General features: G+C 52.4%; 19 protein-coding genes and 1 rRNA gene. 12 read left to right on the top strand and 8 right to left on the bottom strand.

The window, feature by feature from the left end; all coding sequences use genetic code 11:
* A 5S ribosomal RNA gene (gene rrf, locus ACPXSQ_RS22090) occupies positions 1-100 on the top strand; the annotation flags it as partial.
* A gap of 312 nt (positions 101-412) precedes the next feature.
* On the opposite strand, the gene mobB is transcribed toward rrf, so the two are convergent.
* Together mobB and mobA are read right to left on the bottom strand one after the other, a co-directional pair.
* The gene (gene mobB, locus ACPXSQ_RS22085; protein WP_238493881.1) at positions 413-928 is read right to left on the bottom strand and encodes a molybdopterin-guanine dinucleotide biosynthesis protein MobB; all 516 of its coding nucleotides are present in this window, start codon (positions 926-928) and stop codon (positions 413-415) included.
* Positions 928-1500, bottom strand: coding sequence for a molybdenum cofactor guanylyltransferase MobA (gene mobA / locus ACPXSQ_RS22080; protein WP_041455808.1), 573 nt, complete (start codon positions 1498-1500; stop codon positions 928-930). Before mobA ends, mobB begins: the two co-directional genes overlap by 1 nt.
* A 52-nt stretch (positions 1501-1552) precedes the next feature.
* On the opposite strand from mobA, the gene ACPXSQ_RS22075 reads away from it, so the two are divergent.
* The 4 genes from ACPXSQ_RS22075 (at position 1553) to polA (ending at position 6681) form a co-directional block, all read left to right on the top strand.
* Complete coding sequence (locus tag ACPXSQ_RS22075) at positions 1553-1828, top strand: YihD family protein (RefSeq protein ID WP_013027791.1); 276 nt, start codon at positions 1553-1555, stop codon at positions 1826-1828.
* A 45-nt stretch (positions 1829-1873) separates the two neighbouring features.
* Complete coding sequence (locus ACPXSQ_RS22070) at positions 1874-2860, top strand: serine/threonine protein kinase (RefSeq protein WP_013027790.1); 987 nt, start codon at positions 1874-1876, stop codon at positions 2858-2860.
* Positions 2861-2885: 25 nt separating this feature from the next.
* A complete protein-coding gene (gene dsbA / locus ACPXSQ_RS22065; protein ID WP_013027789.1) occupies positions 2886-3515 on the top strand; it encodes a thiol:disulfide interchange protein DsbA in 630 nt (209 codons plus the stop codon).
* A gap of 379 nt (positions 3516-3894) precedes the next feature.
* On the top strand, positions 3895-6681 hold the full coding sequence (gene polA / locus ACPXSQ_RS22060; protein ID WP_014332985.1) for a DNA polymerase I: 2787 nt from the start codon (positions 3895-3897) through the stop codon (positions 6679-6681).
* A gap of 395 nt (positions 6682-7076) precedes the next feature.
* Here polA and yihA read toward each other — a convergent pair whose 3' ends face one another.
* Positions 7077-7712 (bottom strand): ribosome biogenesis GTP-binding protein YihA/YsxC, encoded by a 636-nt coding sequence (gene yihA, locus ACPXSQ_RS22055; protein ID WP_033774673.1) that lies wholly within the window; start codon positions 7710-7712, stop codon positions 7077-7079.
* A 549-nt stretch (positions 7713-8261) separates the two neighbouring features.
* Here yihA and yihI point away from each other — a divergent pair.
* Positions 8262-8783 (top strand): Der GTPase-activating protein YihI, encoded by a 522-nt coding sequence (yihI, locus tag ACPXSQ_RS22050; protein WP_210454675.1) that lies wholly within the window; start codon positions 8262-8264, stop codon positions 8781-8783.
* Between the two features lie 234 nt (positions 8784-9017).
* Positions 9018-10391 carry an oxygen-independent coproporphyrinogen III oxidase gene (gene hemN, locus ACPXSQ_RS22045; protein ID WP_019105380.1) on the top strand — a complete coding sequence of 458 codons (1374 nt, stop codon included), beginning with the start codon at positions 9018-9020 and terminating at the stop codon, positions 10389-10391.
* Positions 10392-10431: 40 nt separating this feature from the next.
* Here the strand turns inward: hemN and glnG are convergent, their stop codons facing one another.
* The 3 genes from glnG to glnA all read right to left on the bottom strand — a co-directional run bounded on the left by glnG (position 10432) and on the right by glnA (position 14501).
* On the bottom strand, positions 10432-11841 hold the full coding sequence (gene glnG / locus ACPXSQ_RS22040; protein WP_014332989.1) for a nitrogen regulation protein NR(I): 1410 nt from the start codon (positions 11839-11841) through the stop codon (positions 10432-10434).
* A 7-nt stretch (positions 11842-11848) separates the two neighbouring features.
* The gene (gene glnL, locus ACPXSQ_RS22035) at positions 11849-12898 is read right to left on the bottom strand and encodes a nitrogen regulation protein NR(II) (protein WP_024471403.1); all 1050 of its coding nucleotides are present in this window, start codon (positions 12896-12898) and stop codon (positions 11849-11851) included.
* Positions 12899-13091: 193 nt separating this feature from the next.
* The gene (gene glnA, locus ACPXSQ_RS22030) at positions 13092-14501 is read right to left on the bottom strand and encodes a glutamate--ammonia ligase (RefSeq protein ID WP_014332991.1); all 1410 of its coding nucleotides are present in this window, start codon (positions 14499-14501) and stop codon (positions 13092-13094) included.
* A 432-nt stretch (positions 14502-14933) separates the two neighbouring features.
* Here glnA and typA point away from each other — a divergent pair, with 432 nt between their 5' ends.
* The 5 genes from typA (at position 14934) to fabY (ending at position 19892) form a co-directional block, all read left to right on the top strand.
* Positions 14934-16757, top strand: a complete 1824-nt coding sequence (gene typA / locus ACPXSQ_RS22025) for a ribosome-dependent GTPase TypA (protein ID WP_014332992.1) — start codon at positions 14934-14936, stop codon at positions 16755-16757.
* 224 nt (positions 16758-16981) lie between these two features.
* Positions 16982-17578, top strand: a complete 597-nt coding sequence (yihX, locus tag ACPXSQ_RS22020) for a glucose-1-phosphatase (RefSeq protein ID WP_014332993.1) — start codon at positions 16982-16984, stop codon at positions 17576-17578.
* A gap of 3 nt (positions 17579-17581) precedes the next feature.
* Positions 17582-18451 carry a virulence factor BrkB family protein gene (locus ACPXSQ_RS22015; protein WP_013027778.1) on the top strand — a complete coding sequence of 290 codons (870 nt, stop codon included), beginning with the start codon at positions 17582-17584 and terminating at the stop codon, positions 18449-18451.
* Positions 18448-18885 carry a D-aminoacyl-tRNA deacylase gene (gene dtd / locus ACPXSQ_RS22010; RefSeq protein ID WP_013027777.1) on the top strand — a complete coding sequence of 146 codons (438 nt, stop codon included), beginning with the start codon at positions 18448-18450 and terminating at the stop codon, positions 18883-18885. Before ACPXSQ_RS22015 ends, dtd begins: the two co-directional genes overlap by 4 nt.
* Positions 18886-18944: 59 nt before the next feature.
* Complete coding sequence (gene fabY, locus ACPXSQ_RS22005) at positions 18945-19892, top strand: fatty acid biosynthesis protein FabY (RefSeq protein ID WP_026020958.1); 948 nt, start codon at positions 18945-18947, stop codon at positions 19890-19892.
* A gap of 32 nt (positions 19893-19924) precedes the next feature.
* Here the strand turns inward: fabY and ACPXSQ_RS22000 are convergent, their stop codons facing one another.
* Positions 19925-21604 (bottom strand): AsmA family protein, encoded by a 1680-nt coding sequence (locus ACPXSQ_RS22000; RefSeq protein ID WP_028715919.1) that lies wholly within the window; start codon positions 21602-21604, stop codon positions 19925-19927.
* A 111-nt stretch (positions 21605-21715) separates the two neighbouring features.
* Positions 21716-23095, bottom strand: coding sequence for a nucleobase:cation symporter-2 family protein (locus ACPXSQ_RS21995; RefSeq protein ID WP_022622395.1), 1380 nt, complete (start codon positions 23093-23095; stop codon positions 21716-21718).
* Between the last annotated feature and the right edge of the window lie 15 nt (positions 23096-23110).

The raw sequence follows: 23110 nt of genomic DNA, 5'->3' as shown, positions 1-23110 counted from the left end.
CGGTGGTCCCACCTGACCCCATGCCGAACTCAGAAGTGAAACGCCGTAGCGCCGATGGTAGTGTGGGGTCTCCCCATGCGAGAGTAGGGAACTGCCAGGCATCAAACAAGTGAAGAAGCCCTGAACTGACGTTCAGGGCTTTTTTACGTCTGCGATCTGGCAGATAACCCCTCATCTCTGCGCCGTTCCGGACCGGACGCATCCCTTTACCGGCGTTTAACGGGCAACGGTGAACCTGCAGCAAGGCACGGGTGCAGTGGCGGAGCGACGTAAAACACAGGCACGTCATCTGGTACGCGGCAGACAGGCTCTAACGATGATGGTAATTACACCTTCTTTGCCGTTCGAAGACGGGAAAACCCTCTACTGAACGCTGCTGATCTGCATCATCCACTCGCTACCCATTGTGTTGTCAGCTATGCGCCTTTTTACCCAGCCATGTCAGGATAAATGCGGCCACTTCTTGTGGCTGGTTGATGTTCAAAACGGGCACATTCAGGTTTAAAGTCGTGTCGTCACAGGCGACAGCCACCACCTTCTCATCCAGCAGTGCTGCTAGCTCACCTTTAATACCCGATCGCCAAAGCACAATTTTGTCGACTGGCTCATCTTTAAATCCTTCGACTAACACTACATCCAACTGTTCGGCGTCCATTCGTCCCACTAACGTCATTAAGCTGACAGGCTGCTCAGGCGTTTCACACATCAGCGCCCAACGCCTGTCGCTGGCGACAATAACCTGATCGGCTCCGGCTTTACGCAGCCGATAGCTGTCTTTACCCGGCCTGTCTACGTCCATGTCATGGTGGGTATGTTTAATTAATCCTGCACGTATTTCCTGCGCTTTTAACAAGGGTATAACTTGCTCGAGTAGTGTGGTTTTACCGGTTCCGCTCCAGGCGACAATGGCCAACAACGGAACACACATTATGATTTCTCCTGCTCTACAAGGTCGTCAGGCGTATTGATGTTGCTGAAAGCCGACTCTGGATCGCTAAATAAAACCGGGTGCCCACCATGCTCACGCATAAACTGCATAAGCCTGCGCTCCCCCCGTAACAACCATGTCTCCAGATCGTCGGCAATCGCCTTATTCATCAAGGCCAGGGTTGGATGATCCCGCTGGGAGGATTTCACCCATACAGCAGGTGCGTTGTTACGCTGCTGCCAGAGGCGCGCAACAAAATCATCGGGGATCTGAGGTGTATCACAGGCACAAAATGCCACCCAATCAGTGGGGCTGTGCCGTAAACCGCTCAACATACCTGCAAGCGGTCCTGGGTAGTCCTTGATTGAATCGGTTACGACCTGATAACCACTTAGCTGATAACGATCAATGTTGCGGTTAGCGCTTATTAACACAATGTCTACCTGCGGCCTCAACCGCTGTAGAACGTGTTGGTAAAGGGGTTTACTCTGCATCATGAGTAATCCTTTATCCTGCCCGCCCATACGGCTACCTTGTCCACCAGCAAGGATTACACCGGTAAATGCTGCCATCTTGTCTCCTTGTGTCATTCTGGACGTGAATCACCTGCATTGAGGAATCATTATGAAAACCCATCGGCTGACTGAACTGCTTGAACTCCTGCAACCGGCATGGGAGAAAGAGCCCGATCTTAACCTGTTGGCATTTTTACAAAAACTGGCCCACGAGTCTGGTTTCATTGGCCCATTAAGTGAATTAAGCGATGACGTATTGATTTATCATCTAAAAATGCGTGATTCAGCCAGCGACGATCAGATTCCAGGCCTGAAAAAAGATTATGAAGTCGATTTTAAAACCGCCCTGCTACGTGCACGTGGTGTCATCAAAAATGACGAGTAGTGTTATCCTTGGCCATTAACAGAAAAGATAAGCACAGGGATAACCATGAGTGATGCCGCCTTTAACTTCCAGACACTCAATCCTGATGTCCTGTTGGATGCGCTTTGGGAAACGGGTATTCGGGTTGATTCTGGTTTAACCGCCCTGAACAGCTATGAAAATCGGGTTTATCAGTTTAGCGACGATGAAAAACGTCGCTATGTGGCCAAGTTTTATCGCCCTCAGCGCTGGAGTGCAGAACAGATCACCGAAGAGCATCGGTTTTCCCAGGATTTACTGGATGATGAGGTGCCGATTGCCGCGCCGTTAGTTTTGCAGGGCGATACGCTGCAACGTCATGCTGGCTTTTACTATGCGGTCTTTCCCAGCCTGGGTGGACGGCAGTATGAAACCGACAACGAAGATCAGATGGAATGGGTAGGCCGTTTCCTGGGACGTATTCATCAAACTGGCCGCAAAAGCCTGTTTCAGCAACGCCCATCCATAGGGCTTGAAGAATATCTGGAGCAGCCGCGAGAAGTCCTGGCAAAGGCTGAGCTCGTGCCTGCGTCACTCCGCCCAGCATTGCTGGAAGCTGTCGATAAACTTGGCATCACGCTGCGGCAGTGCTGGCATAGCGACTGGCAGCCGCTACGCTTACATGGTGATTGCCACCCGGGCAATATTCTGTGGCGCGATGGCCCGCTGTTTGTCGATCTTGATGATGCCCGCAATGGTCCCGCTATTCAGGATCTGTGGATGTTAATAAGTGGCGATAGACAGGAACAGCGTATTCAGTGGGATATTCTGTTGGACGCATACAGCGAATTCAGCGACTTCGATATTAACGAATTGTCACTGATTGAGCCTTTACGTGCTATGCGCATGATTTATTATCTGGCCTGGGTCGTGCGCCGCTGGCAGGATCCCGCTTTTCCGCGCGCTTTCCCCTGGATGACGGATGAGGATTTCTGGCGCCGGCAAATTTTGCAGTTTATCGAGCAGGAAAAGGTGTTACGGGAACCTCCGTTGCAGCTGGCCCCGCAATTTTAATGAAAAGTCAGGAGAGTTTTCCCCAATGAAGAAAATATTTTTTGCACTGATGGGTTTGGTGCTGGCGTTCAGCGCATCTGCTGCACAATTCACTGAAGGTAAACAATACGTTAGCCTGCCTAAACCTGTTGCAGGTGAACCCCAGGTTATGGAGTTTTTCTCTTTTTTCTGCCCTCACTGCTACCAGTTTGAGCAAATTTACCACGTCGGTGATGCAGTTAAAAAGAATCTGCCAGCCGATACGAAGATGGTGAAGTACCACGTTGACTTCCTTGGCGGCGACTTAGGTCCCGTTGTCACTCATGCGTGGGCCGTCGCGATGGCGCTGGGCGTAGAAGATAAAGTGACTTCACCTATTTTTGATGGCATTCAGAAAAGCCAGACGATTACGGATGCAGCCAGCCTGAAAGACGTATTCATCAAAGCAGCGGGCATTTCTTCTGAGCAGTACGATGCGGCCTGGAACAGCTTTGCAGTAAAAGCCCTTGTTGCCCAGCAGCAAAAAGCGGCGTCTGACGTTGATCTGCGCGGCGTGCCAGCGATGTTTATTAACGGCAAATATATGGTTAATAATGGCGGTCTGGATACCAGCTCAATGGCAAACTTCGTGGCAGATTATGCCAACGTAGTGAAGTTCCTGGTTGAGAAAAAATAGCGTTTTACGCTGAGTTTTTTGCAAAACGCCAGCATACGCTGGCGTTTTCATTTGTAATTTGTGCGCCCATCGCTGACCTGTTGAAGAAGCACAGTTTTTCTATCCACACAAGCAAACATGCCATTAAAAATCACGATCGCATCACGGATTTATATTAACTATATGATTTTATTATTTTTAATTTTGGCTGAATCTTTTTTATGACATAAATAAACTATTGATATAATTTTTACGCACAAAGTTATCCACAGAAAGATCGTTGCGATCCTCATTACAGAAGCACGAAAAACGTCACTCCCTGTTTGTCTTGATTAACCCTTTTCGCCAAGGTGTGGCATCCTTATAGGCCAATCCATGGCAACGAAGAATACACAGACATATGGCGCAAATAGCAGAAAACCCCCTGATTTTGGTTGATGGCTCATCCTATCTTTATCGCGCGTACCACGCTTTCCCGCCGCTAACCAACAGCGCAGGTGAGCCTACTGGTGCTATGTATGGCGTGCTCAACATGCTGAAAAGCCTGTTGGTACAGTACAGCCCTACACATGTTGCTGTGGTGTTTGATGCTAAAGGCAAAACCTTCAGGGATGAACTGTTTGAACATTACAAATCCCACCGCCCACCGATGCCTGATGATTTGCGGTCACAAATAGAGCCGCTGCACGAAATGGTGCGTGCGATGGGCTTGCCGCTGTTGGCTGTCAGCGGCGTTGAAGCGGACGATGTGATTGGTACGCTGGCGTTAGAGGCAGAGAAAAAAGGCCACGCTGTTCTGATCAGCACCGGCGATAAAGATATGGCGCAGCTTGTCACACCGGGCATTACGCTAATCAATACCATGACGAATACCATTCTTGGCCCAGAAGAGGTTGAGCAGAAGTATGGTGTGCCACCGTCGTTGATCATCGATTTTCTGGCGATGATGGGGGACAGCTCAGATAATATTCCCGGCGTACCCGGCGTGGGTGAAAAAACAGCCCAGGCGCTGCTGCAGGGGCTGGGCGGGATGCAGTCCATTTACGACAATCTTGATAAAGTCGCCGATCTCTCTTTTCGCGGTGCAAAAACCATGGCCGCGAAACTGGAGCAGAATCGCGATGTTGCTTTTCTTTCTTATCAACTTGCCACCATTAAAACAGACGTCGAGCTCGATCAACCCTGTGAAGCGCTTACGGTCAGCGAACCTGATGTTAACGCGCTGCAAGCGCTATTTAGCCGTTTCGAATTCAAGCGCTGGTTGACCGACCTGCAAGAGGGAAAATGGCTGCAGGGTACTAAAAGCAACCGGCAAGCCCAGCAGGTTCTTACCGATGAGCCGGTGGCGAGCGTTGAGGCCACCAGCCTGTTATCGGCTGACGGCTATATCACCATTCTGGATCAGCAAACCTTAGATGCCTGGGTGGAGAAGCTGAAAAACAGCGAGGTCTTTGCGTTCGATCTCGAAACCGATGGGCTGGATACGTTAACGGCTAATATCGTCGGCCTCAGTTTTGCGGTAGCGCCAGGTGAGGCGGCTTATCTGCCTGTGGCCCATGATTACCTCGATGCGCCGGAGCAGCTCGACCGCGATGCCGTTCTTGCGCAACTCAAGCCGCTGCTCGAAGATCCTGACGCCAGTAAAGTGGGGCAAAATCTCAAATACGATCGTGGCGTGCTGAAAAACTACGATATTGAACTCGCCGGTATCAAATATGACACCATGCTGGAGTCATATATCCTGAACAGCGTAGTGGGCAAGCATGATATGGACAGCCTGTCTGCGCGGTGGCTGAATCATAAAACCATTACCTTTGAAGAGATCGCCGGTAAAGGGAAAAATCAGCTCACATTTAATCAAATCGCTTTAGAGCAGGCTGCACATTACGCAGCAGAAGATGCCGATGTCACTCTGCAACTGCATTTGAAAATGTGGCCTGAGCTTGAAAAAGAAGCCGGCCCTAAAAAGGTTTTTGAACAAATTGAAATGCCCCTGCTTAAGGTGATTTCACGTGTCGAGCGTAACGGCGTATTGATCGATCAAGCCATTCTGGCGCAGCACTCTAAAGAGCTGACATCGCGCCTGGCTGAGCTTGAGCTTAAAGCGCATGAGCTGGCGGGCGAGCCCTTTAATCTCTCATCGACCAAGCAGCTGCAGGTCATCCTGTTTGAAAAGCAGGGCATTAAGCCGACGAAGAAAACACCCGGAGGCGCGCCTTCTACCAGTGAAGAAGTTCTGGCTGAGCTGGCACTGGACTATCCGCTGCCAAAGGTCATTCTGGAGCACCGTGGGTTGTCGAAACTGAAGTCAACTTACACTGATAAACTGCCGCTGATGATCAATCCTGTCAGCGGTCGCGTGCACACGTCCTATCATCAGGCGGTAACGGCTACCGGTCGCCTGTCTTCAACCGATCCTAACCTGCAAAACATCCCGGTCCGTAACGATGAAGGACGCCGCATTCGTCAGGCCTTTGTTGCGGGCAAGGGGAACCGTATCGTGGCGGCGGACTATTCACAGATTGAACTGCGTATCATGGCGCATCTGTCACAGGATAAAGGCCTGCTCGATGCCTTTTCCCAGGGAGAAGATATTCACCGTGCTACTGCGTCAGAGGTCTTTGGCGTGCCGCTGTCTAAGGTCACGGGTGAACAACGTCGTAGCGCCAAGGCCATCAACTTTGGTCTTATCTACGGCATGAGCGCGTTTGGATTATCTCGCCAGCTGAACATTGGCGCAGGCGAAGCGAAAAAGTATATGGATTTGTACTTCGAGCGCTATCCTGGCGTGCTGCGCTATATGGAAAACACGCGCCAGCTTGCAGCCAGTAACGGGTATGTTGAAACGCTGGATGGACGCCGTTTGTGGTTGCCCGACATCAAGTCCAGTAACGCCATTCGTCGTAAAGCTGCTGAACGTGCGGCGATTAATGCCCCCATGCAGGGAACGGCCGCGGATATCATCAAACGCGCCATGATTGCGGTCGATGACTGGTTACAAAAGCAAACCGATGATGCGGTCAGGATGATCATGCAAGTGCACGATGAACTGGTGTTTGAAATCAAAGCTGAAGCCGTCGATGAAGCCAGCAAGCAGATTCGCGCGCTGATGGAGGGCAGTATGGCGCTGGATGTCCCCTTACTGGTCGAAGTCGGCGTAGGCGACAACTGGGATCAGGCGCATTAAGGCTCTGGCTGGTGGCGTTAATGCGCCACCGCTGGCGCATTATCACGTGATCAGGCATGAAGCCGGCACACCGTGGTACCGGCGCTGCAAAACGATGCAGTAACTTATTATGGTCTAAGCACTTTTTTTGTAATTTAACTACATGCCATCCTCATTTTTGTGACGAGCATGGTAAAAAAAGTGACTAAAAATGAAAGAGAGCAACAAAAAATCCTTTGTTGCTCACAAAAAATCAGGTAAAGTTCGAGGCGTAGGGTACAGAGGTAAGATGTTCTATCTTTCAGACCTTTTACTTCACGTAATCGGATTTGGCTGAATTTAGCCGCCCCAGTCATTCTGTGACTGGGGCGTTTTTTATTGGGCTGACGCTAAAAAACGGCAGCCTGTGAGGTTTGTCAGGCTTCAGTGCCCTGATCTTCAACAGCAGGTTCGAGTTCACTAAACCAGCTATTCAGCTTATGGCGCACTTTGTCGACGCCGATTTTTTTCAGCGATGAGAAAACCTCAACCTGCACATCACCCATAAACGCCATTGAGGCTTCTTTCACCATATTGAGCTGGGCTTTACGTGCGCCGGAAGCGAGCTTGTCAGCTTTAGTCAGCAGCAGGAGTACAGGGATCTCGCTCTCAACCGCCCACTGAATCATTTGCTGATCCAGATCTTTAAGCGGGTGGCGGATATCCATCAGTACCACCAGGCCTTTAAGCGCCTGCCTTTTTTGCAGATATTCGCCCAATGCCCGTTGCCATTTGAGTTTCATCTCTTCTGGCACTTCAGCATAGCCGTAACCCGGTAAGTCTACGAGGCGCTTGCCTTCTGCAACTTCAAACAGGTTAATCAGCTGCGTACGACCGGGTGTTTTACTGGTTCGCGCCAGGCCTTTTTGATTGGTGAGCGTATTTAAGGCGCTGGATTTACCCGCGTTTGAACGACCAGCAAACGCAACTTCAATGCCGGTATCAGAGGGCAAATGGCGGATGTCCGGTGCGCTAAGAATGAAGCGGGTGACATGGTAATTCAGTTCAGACAAGGGAATACTCCAGAAACGCATTAGGGCAATGGCGCTGATTATACGCGTTATGGCGCGAAAGTGCTCAATACCATTGGTGAGGCGCCTTTGTAAGATATTTGCCATAAATTTTGCCCGTTATGTCTCTTTTTAGTTAAATAATTAAAAAAATAAACCATTAAAATTCAGTGAATTATACTTAAGTACAGGTTTTTTCGCCTAAAGACTGACATGTGTTACTTGAGCCTTTTACCATATGGTCTACATTATTCAGCAGTGCAGGACGCACTCATCAGGATGATGCGCTCAGGAATGTTGGGATAACGAAGAGCGGCTGGAATGGAAATGGCTATGGATGGGAGCCGGAAAAGGAAAGGGATACGCTCAGGAGTTGAGCAGGCGCAGGATTAACCGGGACGTTGTGAGCCGAAACGGATTTGAAACATGATTCCTTCTGCTGAAGGTATGAAATAAGGCGACAGCTTGAGCTGTCGCCTTTTTTCTTTGTCTGGTTTCTGCTAGATTTCGCCGCAATTCTATACTGAATAAAAAACACCGGGACCGAACATCATGAAGCAACCTGCAAGCGCTGCGAAAGGTAAGCCTGTCGCCAAGGCTAAACGTAAATCGCGTGAAGATATCAATAATGAAGCGCGCGATCGTAAACGCGATAAAAAGCATCGTGGCCATGCGTCAGGCAGCCGTGCTAATCCGCAAACGCAGAGCAACAACGGCAAGCAAAGCGCCGCCGCGAAAGACCCGCGTATTGGCAGCAAGAAGCCAGTGGCATTGATCGCTGACGAAAAGGCCGCACCGGCAAAAGCGAAAAACGTCGCGGCCAAACCGGCGAGGGAGAAAAAAGTGTCTCTCGCGCCTGAAGAGGAGCTGGCGCAGCTGGAGAACAGTGAGCGCCTGGATGCGCTGCTCGATCGTCTTGAAAAGGGTGAAACGTTGTCATCAGAAGATCAGGGCTGGCTTGACGTGACGCTGGATCGCATTGATGAACTGATGGAACAGCTTGGTATTGAAATGGACGAAGAGGAAGACCAGGAGGCGGAAGAGGATATGTATCGCCTGCTAAAAGGTAACTAAGCTGTATTGATCGGCATGCGCGCATGCGCATGCCATGCTTAACAGGTAAACGACAATGTTTTGGCCTGGATCAATTTTCGTGTTGTTGATGACATGTTATCTGCTGTGGTTATTGTTTAAACTACGGCGACTGTCGCGTCTGAAGCAGCGTTTACGTCGGGTTTCCGCCCGCTCACCTCTCTTTCCTTCTGGATCGCGACCTTTACGACGGCAACGTAAGCGGAAGGAGTGAGCATGTCAGCAATGCAGATCAAGTGGGACCAGGCGTTAATTGAAAAATATAACTCTGCCGGTCCGCGTTACACGTCTTATCCCACCGCCTTAGCGTTCAACGATAAGTTTACCGATAACGACTTCAGACACGCCATTGAACGTTATCCGCAACGTGCCTTATCGCTGTATATCCACATCCCGTTCTGTCATCGCCTGTGCTACTTCTGTGGCTGCAATAAGATTGTCACGCGTCAGCTGCATAAAGCCGACCGTTATCTGAATGCGCTTGAGCAGGAGATCACTGCCCGCGCACCGCTGTTTAAGGGTCGTCAGGTTAGCCAGCTGCACTGGGGCGGCGGAACGCCCACGTTCCTTAATAAACAGCAAATCAGCCGGCTGGTGGCGCTGTTGAAGCAGCACTTTACCTTTATCGACGACGCAGAGATGTCGATCGAGGTCGATCCACGTGAAATTGAACTGGATATGATCGATCACCTGCGCGCGTGTGGTTTCAATCGCCTGAGCATGGGCGTGCAGGATTTCAATAAAGCCGTGCAGGAGCGGGTGAATCGGGTACAGGATGAAGCGGTCATTTTTGCCTTGATGGCGCGGGCGCGCGAGCAGGGATTTCGTTCAACCAGCATCGATTTGATTTACGGGTTGCCGCTGCAAACGCCTGAAAGCTTCGCTTATACCTTGCAGCGCGTTATCGCATTGGATCCTGATCGCCTCAGCGTCTTTAACTATGCCCATCTCCCCGCGCTGTTCGCCGCACAGCGTAAAATTAAAGAAGATGAGCTGCCCTCAGCACAGCAGAAGCTGGATATCCTCCAGCAGACCATTACCACGCTGACCCAACAGGGCTATCAGTTTATTGGTATGGATCACTTTGCTAAACCGCAGGACGAGCTGGCAGTCGCGCAACGTGAAGGAAAACTGCACCGCAACTTTCAGGGTTATACGACACAGGGCGACAGTGACTTGCTGGGGCTTGGCGTATCTGCGATTAGCATGATCGGCGACAGCTATGCGCAAAACCAGAAAGGGCTTAACGACTGGTACAGTCAGGTTGAAAAACAGGGCCATGGCCTGTGGCGCGGATTACTGCTGAGTGAAGACGACTGCTTACGTCGCGACGTGATTAAAAGGCTGATCTGCAATTTCTCACTTGATTTCAGCACGGTCGAAGCGCAGTGGAATATTCAGTTTGAACGCTATTTTGCGGAAGACATGGCGCTGTTAAAACCGCTGATTAGTGATGGGCTGGTGGAGCAGCATGCAACGGACCTGAGAGTGACGGGAGCCGGACGCTTGCTGATTCGAAATATCTGTATGTGTTTTGATGCGTATCTACGTCACAAGGCGCGGCAGCAGCAGTTTTCACGCGTCATATAAAAAAGCCGGAGCAGCCTGCGCTGTTCCGGCGGTGGATTTCTTATTCCATGCCCAGTTCTTTGAGCTTACGCGTCAGGGTATTTCTCCCCCAACCCAGCAAACGTGCCGCTTCCTGTTTGTGGCCCTGAGTATGACGGAGCGCCGTGGTCAGCAACGTACGCTCCATCTCCGGCTGGGCTTCAGACAGTAGATTTTGATGACCGGAACGCAAGGCGCGGTCAGCCCACTGCGCCAGCAGGGTTGCCCAGTTATCCGGCAACGACTGAGTAGGGCTTTCCGGGGTACTGGATTCAAACAGCTCTGGCGGAAGATCCTGGATCAGCACTTCCTGTCCCGCCGCCATAACGGTTAACCACCGACAGGTATTCTCCAACTGGCGCACGTTACCCGACCAGTGCAGACGTGTCAGCGCGGTTTCGGTTTCCGCGTGCAGAATCTTGGCCTCAACCCCCAGTTCCCGTGCCGCAACCTGGAGGAAATAACGGGCCAGACGCGGGATATCCTCACGGCGCTCACGCAACGGCGGCAGATGCACGCGGATGACGTTCAGACGATGGAATAAATCCTCACGGAACTTGCCTTCCTGCACCCGCAGTTCAAGGTTCTGATGCGTTGCGGCAATAATACGGACGTCAACTTTTACCGGCGCATAGCCGCCGACGCGGTAAAATTGCCCGTCAGCCAGAACGCGCAGCAGTCGTGTCTGAACATCCAGCGGCATATCGCCGATTTCGTCTAAAAACAGCGTGCCGCCATCAGCCTGTTCAAAACGGCCCTGACGGATCTGATTGGCACCGGTAAACGCCCCTTTTTCATGACCAAACAGTTCTGACTCGATCAAATCCTTGGGAATCGCGGCCATATTCAGGGCAATAAACGGCGCTTTGCTGCGAGGGCTGTGGCGATGCAGCGCATGCGCAACCAGTTCTTTACCCGTACCGGATTCCCCGTTGATCAGGACGCTGATCGACGAGCGAGAGAGACGGCCAATAATACGAAACACATCCTGCATGGCGGGCGCTTCGCCGATAATATCGGTGGTCGGGCCGCTGACAGGCTGATTACGTGGCTGCTGCTGTTCCTGATAGTGGCTGATGGCGCGCTCGACCAGCGCAACAGCCTCATCAATATCAAACGGCTTGGGCAGATAATCAAAGGCCCCTTGCTGATAGGCACTGACCGCGGCATCCAGATCGGAGTGCGCCGTCATGATGATGACCGGGAGCATGGGATGGCGCTGTTTAATCTGTTTTAGCAGCGTCAGCCCGTCCATTCCGGGCATACGAATGTCTGACAATAAAACGTCCGGCGTTTTTGTCGCTAATGCGTTCAGCACGTCGTTCGCACTGTCAAAGGTCGCACAGCTCAAACCGGCTCCAGTGAGCGCGCGTTCAAGCACCCAGCGGATGGAGCTATCGTCATCGACGATCCAGACTATCCCTCGTTGCATAGAAACCTCACTGGCGAATAGGCAGGTAAACCGAAAATTCGGTATGACCTGGCCAACTGTTAAACTCAATTTTTCCTGAATGCTGATCAATCAGGCTACGGGCAATAGAAAGACCTAAACCGGTTCCGCCTTCACGTCCGCTTACCATCGGATAAAACAGCGTATCCTGAAGCTGAGCCGGAATGCCGGGACCGTCATCTTCGATATCAATACGGGCGACCAGGCGATACCGCGTACCGTGCAGCGTCAGCTGAAAGGCGGTACGGGTGCGAATGACTATCGTGCCACCGTCCTCGCCCAGCGCCTGCAGCGCATTACGCACCACATTCAGCAGTACCTGTTCGATCTGGTCGGGATCGTGGGGCAACTCCGGCAGGCTGGGATCGTAATCGCGGACCAGAGACACATTTTCTGGCAGCTCCATCGAGACCAGGTTGACCACCCGTTCGGAGACCTGATGAATACTCTGGGTAATGTGCATCCCGGGCTGTTGCGGCCCTAATAAGCGATCCACCAGATTCCGCAGGCGATCGGCCTGTTCAATAATGACTTTGGTATATTCATTCAGCGCGGGATCGGGCAGGGCGCGAGACAGCAGCTGGGCCGCACCGCGCAGTCCGCCTAACGGATTTTTAATCTCATGAGCCAGCCCACGCACCAGATCGCGTGCCGCAACCTGCTGAGCATGCTGGAGTTGTTCCTGGCTCAGGCGACGTTGATTATCCATGGGCGCCATTTCCAGCAAAATCAGGCCATCAGGCAAGCGCTGCGCTGTCAGCGACATAATATGTGCCCGACCATCGACCACCAAGGTAACTTCACTGTCCGTAAAGCCCTGGCCCGCCTCAAGACTCTCGCGCATTACCTCGACATTCAGCGAAAAGTAGCCGGTCAGTTCAGGTAACGGCGTGCCGAATAATTTACGCGAGCTTTGCGCCAGTAATTGCTGTGCCGCGGGGTTGGCGTAGTGAATAACCAAATCGTTATCCACCAACAAAATACTGTTGATTAAGGTATTGAGAATCTGCCCGGCATCGGGCAGTGAGGCAGTTGCCATACAGCGTTCCTCTGCACTGATTTAGTGCATTGTAATCTTTAAGCCGGAATTAAAGCGAATGAACGATGAATTCGCGGAGAAAAAAGCCCATCCGAAGATGGGCTAAAGTTTCCACGGCAACAAAAAAACGTTTCAGACTATCGGTGCCGCCTTTGCAAGATCTGTCTGCGGCACCCATTTGCTTATTCTGAAATTAAACGCTGTAGTACAGTTCGAACTCAACCGGGTGCGGCGTCATGCGCACACGATCGTTTTCGGATTTACGCAGTTCGATATAGGCATCGATCGCGTCATCAGTGAACACGCCGCCACGGGTCAGGAACTCGCGGTCTTCGTTCAGGGCAATCAGCGCTTCTTCCAGTGAACCTGCAACTTTTGGAATTTCAGCTTCTTCTTCCGGTGGCAGGTCATACAGGTTTTTGTCCATCGCATCGCCAGGATGGATCTTGTTGATGATGCCATCAAGACCCGCCATCAGCAGTGCGGTAAACGCCAGGTATGGGTTAGCCGCTGGATCCGGGAAGCGCGCTTCAATACGACGTGCTTTCGGGCTGGCAACAACCGGGATACGGATTGAGGCTGAACGGTTACGCGCTGAATAGGCCAGCATCACCGGCGCTTCATAACCCGGCACCAGACGCTTGTAGGAGTTGGTGGTTGGGTTCGCCAGGGCGTTAATAGCTTTAGCATGCTTGATGATGCCGCCAATGTAGAACAGCGCCATTTCAGACAGGCCGCCGTACTTATCGCCAGAGAACAGGTTCTGACCGCCTTTAGACAGCGACATATGGCAGTGCATACCTGAACCATTATCACCAAACATCGGTTTTGGCATAAAGGTCGCCGTTTTGCCGTAGGCATGAGCCACGTTGTGAACGACATATTTGTAGATCTGAATTTCGTCAGCTTTTTTGGTCATGGTATTGAAGCGAGTAGCCACTTCGTTCTGACCTGCTGTTGCAACTTCATGGTGATGGGCTTCAACAACCAGACCCATTTGCTCCATGGTCAGACACATGGCAGAACGGATGTCCTGTGATGAGTCAACCGGTGGAACCGGGAAGTAACCGCCTTTCAGGCCTGGACGGTGGCCTTTGTTGCCGCCTTCGTATTCTTTGCCGGTGTTCCAGGCTGCTTCGATATCGTCGATAGCAACATGAGAACCCGAAGTTGAAGAACCAAAACGAATATCGTCAAACAGGAAGAACTCTGGCTCTGGGCCAAACAGAACGGTATCCGCAATGCCTGAAGAACGCAGGTAATCTTCCGCGCGCTTAGCGATAGAACGTGGATCGCGGTCATAGCCCTGCATGGTGCCTGGCTCAAGAATGTCGCAACGAATGATCAGGGTAGAATCTTCAAAGAAAGGATCCATTACCGCCGTGGTTGCATCCGGCATCAGCACCATGTCTGATTCGTTAATGCCTTTCCAGCCGCCGATGGAAGAGCCATCGAACATCTTGCCTTCTTCGAAGAAGTCAGCGTTAACCTGGTGAGCCGGAATAGTAACGTGCTGTTCTTTACCTTTGGTATCGGTAAAACGCAGGTCAACAAACTTAACTTCATGCTCGTTCATCATCGAGAGAACGTGTTCAGCGGACATACTCAACTCTCCTGGAAATGGTCATTGTCTACATGGCGAGAACCGGGTTACGGAATAGACGACTGTTAACTGTCTTTCCTGAATCTGATCCTGACCAGCTCTGTAACCGTTGTCTTACATCGTTTTCATCTGGATAATACAAAGCGAATTCTGTGCCAACTTTATTTCTTTGCACAAAATCGCGCTGTCATGCACCTTTTTGTCATAAAGGTCATGCACCATGATAGTTGCATTGCACTGTTTGTGTGCGGTTGGGTTGAAAGTGAGCACTTTTTTGGTGCAAAACATCGACGCAGTGCAAATTTTGCACGCCTATTAGTGCGATTTTGCGACAATGCAATAAACTTTCAGTGAAAAGTGTGATCGTGTTCAGTCTCCCGCTTAATCCGTGTACAATACCGCGTTATTTCTAATGCCTGAGGCAAAAAAGCTGTGATCGAAAATTTGCGTAACATCGCCATCATCGCGCACGTTGACCATGGAAAGACCACCCTGGTTGATAAACTGCTGCAACAGTCCGGTACTTTCGATGCCCGTACTGAAGCCACCGAGCGCGTGATGGACTCCAATGATTTGGAGAAAGAGCGTGGGATTACCATCCTCGCAAAAAATACCGCCATTAAATGGAACGACTACCGTATCAACATCGTTGATACCCCAGGACACGCCGACTTCGGTGGTGAAGTTGAACGCGTAATGTCTATGGTGGATTCGGTACTGTTGGTTGTAGATGCGATGGATGGCCCTATGCCGCAAACCCGCTTCGTAACCAAAAAAGCGTTCGCGCATGGTTTGAAGCCGATTGTGGTTATCAACAAAGTTGACCGTCCTGGCGCGCGTCCTGATTGGGTTGTTGATCAGGTATTTGACCTGTTCGTTAACCTGGATGCGACTGACGAGCAGCTCGACTTCCCTATCATTTTCGCCTCGGCGCTGAATGGTATTGCCGGTCTTGAGCACACAGACATGGCTGACGATATGACCCCGCTGTATCAGGCTATTGTCGACCATGTATCGCCTCCACAGGTTGAAGCGGATGCCCCGCTGCAGATGCAAATCTCTCAGCTGGACTACAACAACTACCTGGGCGTTATCGGTATCGGCCGCATCAAGCGCGGTAAAGTGAAGCCTAACCAGCAAGTCACTATCATTGATAGCGAAGGTAAAACCCGTAACGGTAAAGTCGGTAAAGTGCTGACTCACCTGGGCCTGGAGCGTATTGACAGCGACCTGGCAGAAGCAGGCGATATCATTGCGATTACCGGTCTGGGCGAGCTGAACATTTCTGACACCATTTGTGATCCGCAGAACGTGCAGGCGCTGCCAGCACTGAGCGTGGATGAGCCAACGGTTACCATGTTCTTTAACGTCAACACCTCTCCGTTCTGCGGTAAAGAAGGTAAGTACGTGACGTCTCGTCAGATCCTTGAGCGTCTGAATAAAGAACTGGTTCACAACGTAGCACTGCGTGTTGAAGAAACCGAAGATGCTGACGCGTTCCGCGTATCGGGCCGTGGTGAGCTGCACCTGTCTGTTCTGATCGAGAACATGCGTCGTGAAGGTTTCGAACTGGCGGTATCCCGTCCGAAAGTTATCTTCCGCGAATTCGAAGGCCGTAAGCAAGAGCCTTTCGAGAACGTGACGCTGGATATCGAAGAAACGCATCAGGGTTCAGTCATGCAAGCCATGGGCGAGCGTAAAGGCGACCTGAAAAACATGGATCCAGATGGCAAGGGCCGCGTACGTCTTGACTACGTGATCCCAAGCCGTGGCCTGATCGGTTTCCGTAACGAATTTATGACCATGACCTCAGGTACCGGTCTGCTGTACTCCACCTTCAGTCACTACGATGATATTCGTGCGGGCGAAGTGGGCCAGCGTCAGAACGGCGTGCTGATCTCTAACGGTCAGGGTAAAGCGGTTGCGTTCGCCCTGTTCGGTCTGCAGGATCGCGGCAAGCTGTTCCTGGGTCACGGTGCAGAAGTTTATGAAGGCCAGATCATCGGTATTCACAGTCGTTCTAACGACCTGACTGTAAACTGCCTGACCGGTAAGAAGCTGACTAACATGCGTGCTTCCGGTACTGACGAAGCGACGACGCTGGTTCCACCTATCAAAATGACACTTGAGCAGGCTATCGAGTTCATTGATGATGACGAACTGGTCGAAGTGACCCCTCAGTCAGTGCGTATCCGTAAACGTCACCTGACTGAAAACGACCGTAAGCGTGCTTCACGCGGCGGTAAAGACGCATAACTGCGCTGTAGGAAGCCCCGTTTAAACGGGGCTTTTTTTTTCCTGCGCGATTGCTACCCAGAGTTAAATCTACCCTAAACCAGCCCGTAACTTCTTCTCTCCGCCCTTTCAACGTTGTGTCGTCGTGCCTTAATTTACTGTTTCTGTTTTTCTCGTCCAGGCTGCCTGTTCAGGCTGCGCTTTTACCGCTAGAGTGAATGATCCAGGGAACCCGAGGAGGCACCATGCTGTATATCTTTGATTTGGGCAATGTGATTATCGATATCGACTTTAACCGCGTACTGGGCGTCTGGAGTGACCTCAGCCGCGTGCCGCTGGCCTCGCTTCAAAGCCACTTCCATATGGATGACGCATTTGAACAGCATGAGCGCGGCGAAATTAGTGATGAGGCCTTTGCAGAAGCCCTGTGTGAGAAGCTGGATATCGCGCTGAGCTATGAACAGTTCGCGGCAGGTTGGCAGGCGGTTTTTGTGGGTGTCCGGCCGGAGACGCTGGCCGTAATGCACCAGCTAAGACAGGCGGGACATCGGGTGGTGATTCTCTCCAACACCAACGCCCTGCACTGTACCTTCTGGCCAACGCAATATCCTGACGTACAGCAGGCGGCTGACAAGATCTACCTGTCACAGGAGCTGGGCATGCGTAAACCTGAAGCGAGAATCTATCAGCATGTGTTAGATGCTGAAGGGGTGAGCGCCGATCAGGCCGTGTTCTTCGATGACAATGCCGCGAATATTGAGGGCGCGCGGGCGCTGGGAATTAACAGCGTGCTGGTAACCGACAGCACAACCGTGCCGGACTGGTTTGCAGGTCAGCATTAAGCCATGAAGTTACGTCATTTTCGCCCCGGGCTTCATGCGTTCTGGTTGTGGCTTAAGCTGCTGTGGAAGCGCATTGATAATGATGCCATGACGACGCAGGCAGGCAACCTGGCCTTTGTCTCGTTACTGGCGCTGGTGCCGTTGATTGCCGTGGTCTTTGCGCTGTTTGCTGCGTTTCCTGTGTTCTCTGATATTAGCGTACAGCTTAAGAATTTCATTTTTACCAACTTCATGCCCGCTGCGGGTAACACGCTGCAACGTTACCTTGAGCAGTTTGTGGCAAACGTGCACCGGATGACGGCCGTGGGCGCGGTGGGGTTGATCGTAACGGCGCTGTTGCTCATGCATTCCGTGGATTCGGCGCTGAATGCGATCTGGCGCAGCGACAAAAAGCGGCCGCTGGTCTATTCCTTTGCGGTTTACTGGATGATATTAACGCTCGGGCCCTTGCTGGCGGGTGCCAGTTTAGCCATCAGCTCTTATCTGCTGTCGCTGAAATGGATCAACGTGACGGGCGTAACCAGCCTGGTCGATCAGATGCTGCGTTTCTTTCCGCTGCTCTTATCGTGGCTGTCGTTTTGGCTGTTATACAGTATTGTCCCGACACAGCGGGTTCCTTCGCGCGATGCGTTGACGGGGGCGCTGGTCGCCGGACTGTTGTTTGAGCTGGGGAAAAAGGGCTTTGCGCTCTATGTTACGATGTTCCCGTCTTACCAGCTGATTTATGGTGTGCTGGCGGTGATCCCCATTTTATTCCTGTGGGTTTACTGGACCTGGTGTATCGTACTTCTCGGTGCGGAAATTACCGTGACCTTAGATGACTACCGCCAGTTCAAACGGCAGGAAAGAGAAAAAGAACGAGAGGACGGATGATTGCTTTAATTCAACGCGTTCAGCGTGCCAGCGTTAGTATTGATAACGCTGTTGTGGGTGAAATCGGACAGGGATTGTTAATACTGTTGGGCGTTGAAAAAGGTGATGATGACAAGCGCGCCGAGCGGCTGGCGGAGCGCGTGCTGGGCTATCGTATTTTTAGTGACGACCAGGGCAAGATGAACCTGAACGTCAAACAGGCGGGCGGCAGTGTGCTGGTAGTGTCTCAGTTTACGCTGGCTGCCGATACGCAAAAGGGCATGCGCCCCTCATTTTCCGGCGGGGCTGAGCCACAAGAAGCAGAACGGCTGTATGACTATTTCAGCGCGTGTTGCCGTCGCCATGACGTGATGACCGCGAATGGCCGTTTCGCCGCGGATATGCAGGTCGCGCTGGTCAACGACGGGCCAGTGACATTCTGGTTACAGGTATGACGCCGCATACCGCGCGGCTAAACCTCCGCCATCCCGCATCAGACCGAGAGAAACATTTTATGTATCATCTTCGTGTGCCACAAACGGCGGAAGAGCTGGATGTCTATTATCAGTTCCGCTGGGAAATGTTACGAAAGCCGCTGCATCAACCCCAGGGTTCTGAACGGGATGCCTGGGATGCGTTAGCGCATCATCAAATGGTAGTGGATGAGCAGGGTAAACCCGTTGCGGTGGGGCGACTTTACATCAATGCGGATAATGAGGCGGCGATCCGTTTTTTAGCCGTACACCCAACCGTTCAGGGGAAAGGCCTGGGCACGCTGGTGGCGATGACGCTGGAGTCGGTTGCGCGTCAGGAAGGCGTCAAACGTGTGACGTGCAGTGCGCGTGAGGATGCGGTGGCGTTCTTTGCCAAGCTCGGATATGTCAATCAGGGCGAAATCACCGCTCCACAGACCACGCCGGTACGCCACTTTCTCATGATTAAGCCGGTTGTTACGCTGGATGATATCTTACACCGCGCGGACTGGTGCGGGCAGCTACAGCAGGCCTGGTACGAGCACATCCCCCTGAGTGAAAAAATGGGCGTGCGGATTCTGCAATATACCGGGCAAAAATTTATTACCACCATGCCGGAAACAGGTAATCAAAACCCGCATCATACCTTGTTTGCCGGAAGCCTGTTTTCGCTGGCCACGCTTACCGGCTGGGGGCTGATCTGGCTGCTACTGCGTGAGCGCCATCTCGGTGGCACCATTATTCTGGCCGATGCGCATATTCGCTATAGCCGTCCGATCACCGGCAGGCCGGGTGCTATTGCCGACCTTGGCTCACTGAGTGGCGATCTCGATCGCCTGGCACGGGGTCGCAAAGCCCGTGTTCAGCTGGACGTGCAGCTATTCGGTGATGATGAGTGTGGTGCGGTATTTGAAGCGGTGTACATCGTGTTGCCTGTGGATCCGGACGGGCCGCTCGAAGAGGGCGGCTCAGGGGCGCGCATCAATTAAACGACAGGGCCGCGATTGCGGCCCTGTGTGTTTTACCTCACCTGACCTGCCTGCATGGTCTGCTGCAGTTGCTGGCTGTCTGTATTCACCGACAGCGTAGCGTTAACCGACGGTGCCAGCGGCTGATCGGCCTTCAGGGAGGCATTCAGGCGCAGCTGGAAATTGCTGTCGCCTTCCAGAGGAAGGGCGGGCCAGCCCCAGTTTTGCAAGACATTGACGGGTACGCCGCGACCAGTCAGGTTAAGGCTAACCGGGCGGTCGGTTTGCTGACCTACGGTTGCCGTGCCTTCCAGTAAACCCTTAGCGCTAAACGCGCTGAGTTCCGTCACCCTGATCTGCCGATCGTCAGCCTCCAGCGCAATGGACGGATGGCGTAAATCCGTGCGGTTAAAAGTAGACTCCGCTGCATTCAGGCTCAGTTTCCCTGACCAGATCCCCCATTGATGCTGACGGGCCAACTGCAGATTCTCACCATTGCCATCCAGTGAGGTAAGCTGGAAAGGAAACGCAGGATTGATGTCGATAATCAAATTGCGGTTTGAGGTGAAACGGGTCACGGTAATCCCATCCAGCCAGTCAGGAAGGGGATCCTGCCATAACGCCCGCCAATTCTGTGGCAGCGTATATTCCAGGCCCGCGACGGCCAGGTTATTCAGTGTTAAGCGTCTGTCGTTACGTGACCAGTTACCGTCAGCCCGGATCACGCCGTTGGCCCAGCGTGAGCTGAACTGGGTCAGGGCAATCCCCTGTGGCGAGAAGTCCATATTGATAATGGGATCGTTGAGCTCGAATTTGCCATTGATAAAGTTGCCTGCGTTCATCGCCAGTGAGCCATCCTGACTCTGCCAGTCCCGGCCTTTCCAACTGATATTTTTCAATGTCAGATCGAGATCGGTTACCGCCCAGTCAGGGCCCTGCAGCCGGGCATCGGTAATATCGACGCGGTTCAGCGTAACCGAGGGCACCTCTTCAAACGGCTTCAGGAAATCGACAAGCGAGCTGGCGGTTTGCAAACGGATATCGTTCAGGCGGAGCTGATTGATCTTCCAGTTTCCCTGCGCATCGCGCTCTCCGTTACCGGTCATCGAGCCCCGGGCTAAATCCGCGCCGATGTTGCTAAACGTCATACGGCCCTGGGACACGTTGCCCTGAATCAGCACGTTTTCACCTGCCACGCTATTGAGCGTCATCTTGCCTGCACTCATCTGGAACTGTGCATCTCTACCCAGCACATCGTCGGGCAAGGGTTTCCACGGCAGAATGCCGCCATTCACCTGCAGTGCGGAAAGCGGTAAAACGGAAGCGGGACTGTCGATGCGCATGTTGTTCAGTTGCAGGCGATCGGCCTGCACGGGTAAGGCGCTATTCCTGGCCAGATTGGTCAGGTTAACCTCACCGTCACGGAGCTCTATGCTGGCAAAATGGAAGGGATCGCTGAACTGCATCAGGGCGATGCCAAGATCGACGCGTTTGGCGACCAGCACGGCCGGTTGTCCGTCATGGCCAAAACTGAAGTCATCCAGAATAATGTGTGTAGGTGATGAAAAGTTATGTTCGATTTTGCTCAGCGACAGATGCCATTCCGTTTTGTCGCTCACCCAACGGCTAAACCAGCCCGCGCCCCACTGTGTTTGCAGCAGTACATACAGCACCACTAACGCAAACAGTAGTAGTAACAATAAGGTAAGGAAAAACTTTCCTATAAATTTCATCGTATCCTTCCCGGGTTCAGTCCGCTGAAAGGTTGTTATGCCTGAATTATCGTTATAGCTCAACCGCCTGGATGTAAATCAGCATAAATAGCAGGCAGGCCGCAGCCTGCCTTAAAACGACTTTTCCGGTGGAAAGACGAGATTAAGCACAATCGCTGTGATGCCCCCTGCGGCAATGCCGGAAGACAGTAAGGTTTTCAACCAGTCCGGTGCAAACTGCAAAATCAGCGGTTGCTGTGACACGCCAAGTCCTGCGGCCAGTGAGAGGGCGATAATCATGATTGCACGCCGGTTGAGCGGCTCTCTGGAGACAATACGTACGCCGGATGCGGCGATGGTACCAAACATCACGATAGTTGCGCCGCCCAGAACCGGCTCAGGAATATGCTGCACCAGTCCACTCACCGCCGGAAACAGACCCAGCAGGATAAGCATCAGCGCTACAACAAAACCAACATAGCGGCTGGCAACGCCGGTCAGCTGGATAACGCCGTTATTCTGCCCAAAACAGGAGTTAGGAAAGGTATTAAACAGGCCAGAGACAAAGGAGTTCAGGCCGTTAGCGAGCACGCCGCCTTTCAGGCGCTTCATATAGATGGGGCCGCTCACCGGTTGTTCCGATACATCTGAGGTTGCGGTGATATCACCAATCGTTTCCAGTGAGGTCACCATAAACACCAGCATGAGCGGGATGAGCAGATTCCAGTCAAAACCCAGACCGTAATAAAGCGGAGTCGGCAACGCAACGATCGGCTGATCGGCCGGTGTGCTGATGGATGGCAGCATATTCATCGCCCAGGCCAGCAGGTAGCCCACCGCCATTGCAATCACCAGGGAGGCAACGCGGAGATAAGGATTTTTTTGACGGTTCAGAAGGATAATCACGACCAGAACGACGCCGGCCAGCAGCAGGTTTTTCGGTGCGCCGAAACTGTGATCGTTCATGGCGGCAAAGCCGCCGCCGACGGAGGTGAGGCCAACCTGAATAAGCGATAACCCAATGATCATTACGACAATACCGGACACCAGGGGCGTGATGATACGGCGAGCCAGGTGCAGCACCCGTGACAGTACCATTTCCGTGCAGGATGCGACCATCAGCGTTCCAAACAGCGCCGCCATCATCGTGGGCACATCTGCGCCGCCGTTCTTCAGCGCCATCCCACCCATAATCAGCGGTGTGACAAAGTTAAAGCTGGTGCCCTGAATAGACAGCAAACCTGAGCCAACCGGCCCCCACGTTTTAATTTGCAGCACTGAGGCTACGCCAGAGGCAAACAGGGACATGCTGATGATGTGCTGTGTGTCCTGCGCCGGTAAACCCAATGCCTGGCAGATGAGCAGCGCGGGCGTAATCACCGCAACGAACATGGCCAGCAAATGCTGACCGGCTGCAAACAGGGTTTGCGCAAGCGGCGGGCGATCTTCCAGGCGGTAGATCAGTTCACTTTTACTGACGGATGAGGAGGCTGGCTGCTGATTGGTCGACATTGTAACGGTTCCCAA

Origin of the sequence: Pantoea sp. EEL5, from assembly GCF_049892805.1 — a bacterium.
GTDB lineage: Bacteria > Pseudomonadota > Gammaproteobacteria > Enterobacterales > Enterobacteriaceae > Pantoea > Pantoea ananatis.
This window is presented reverse-complemented; position numbering and strand designations above follow the sequence as displayed.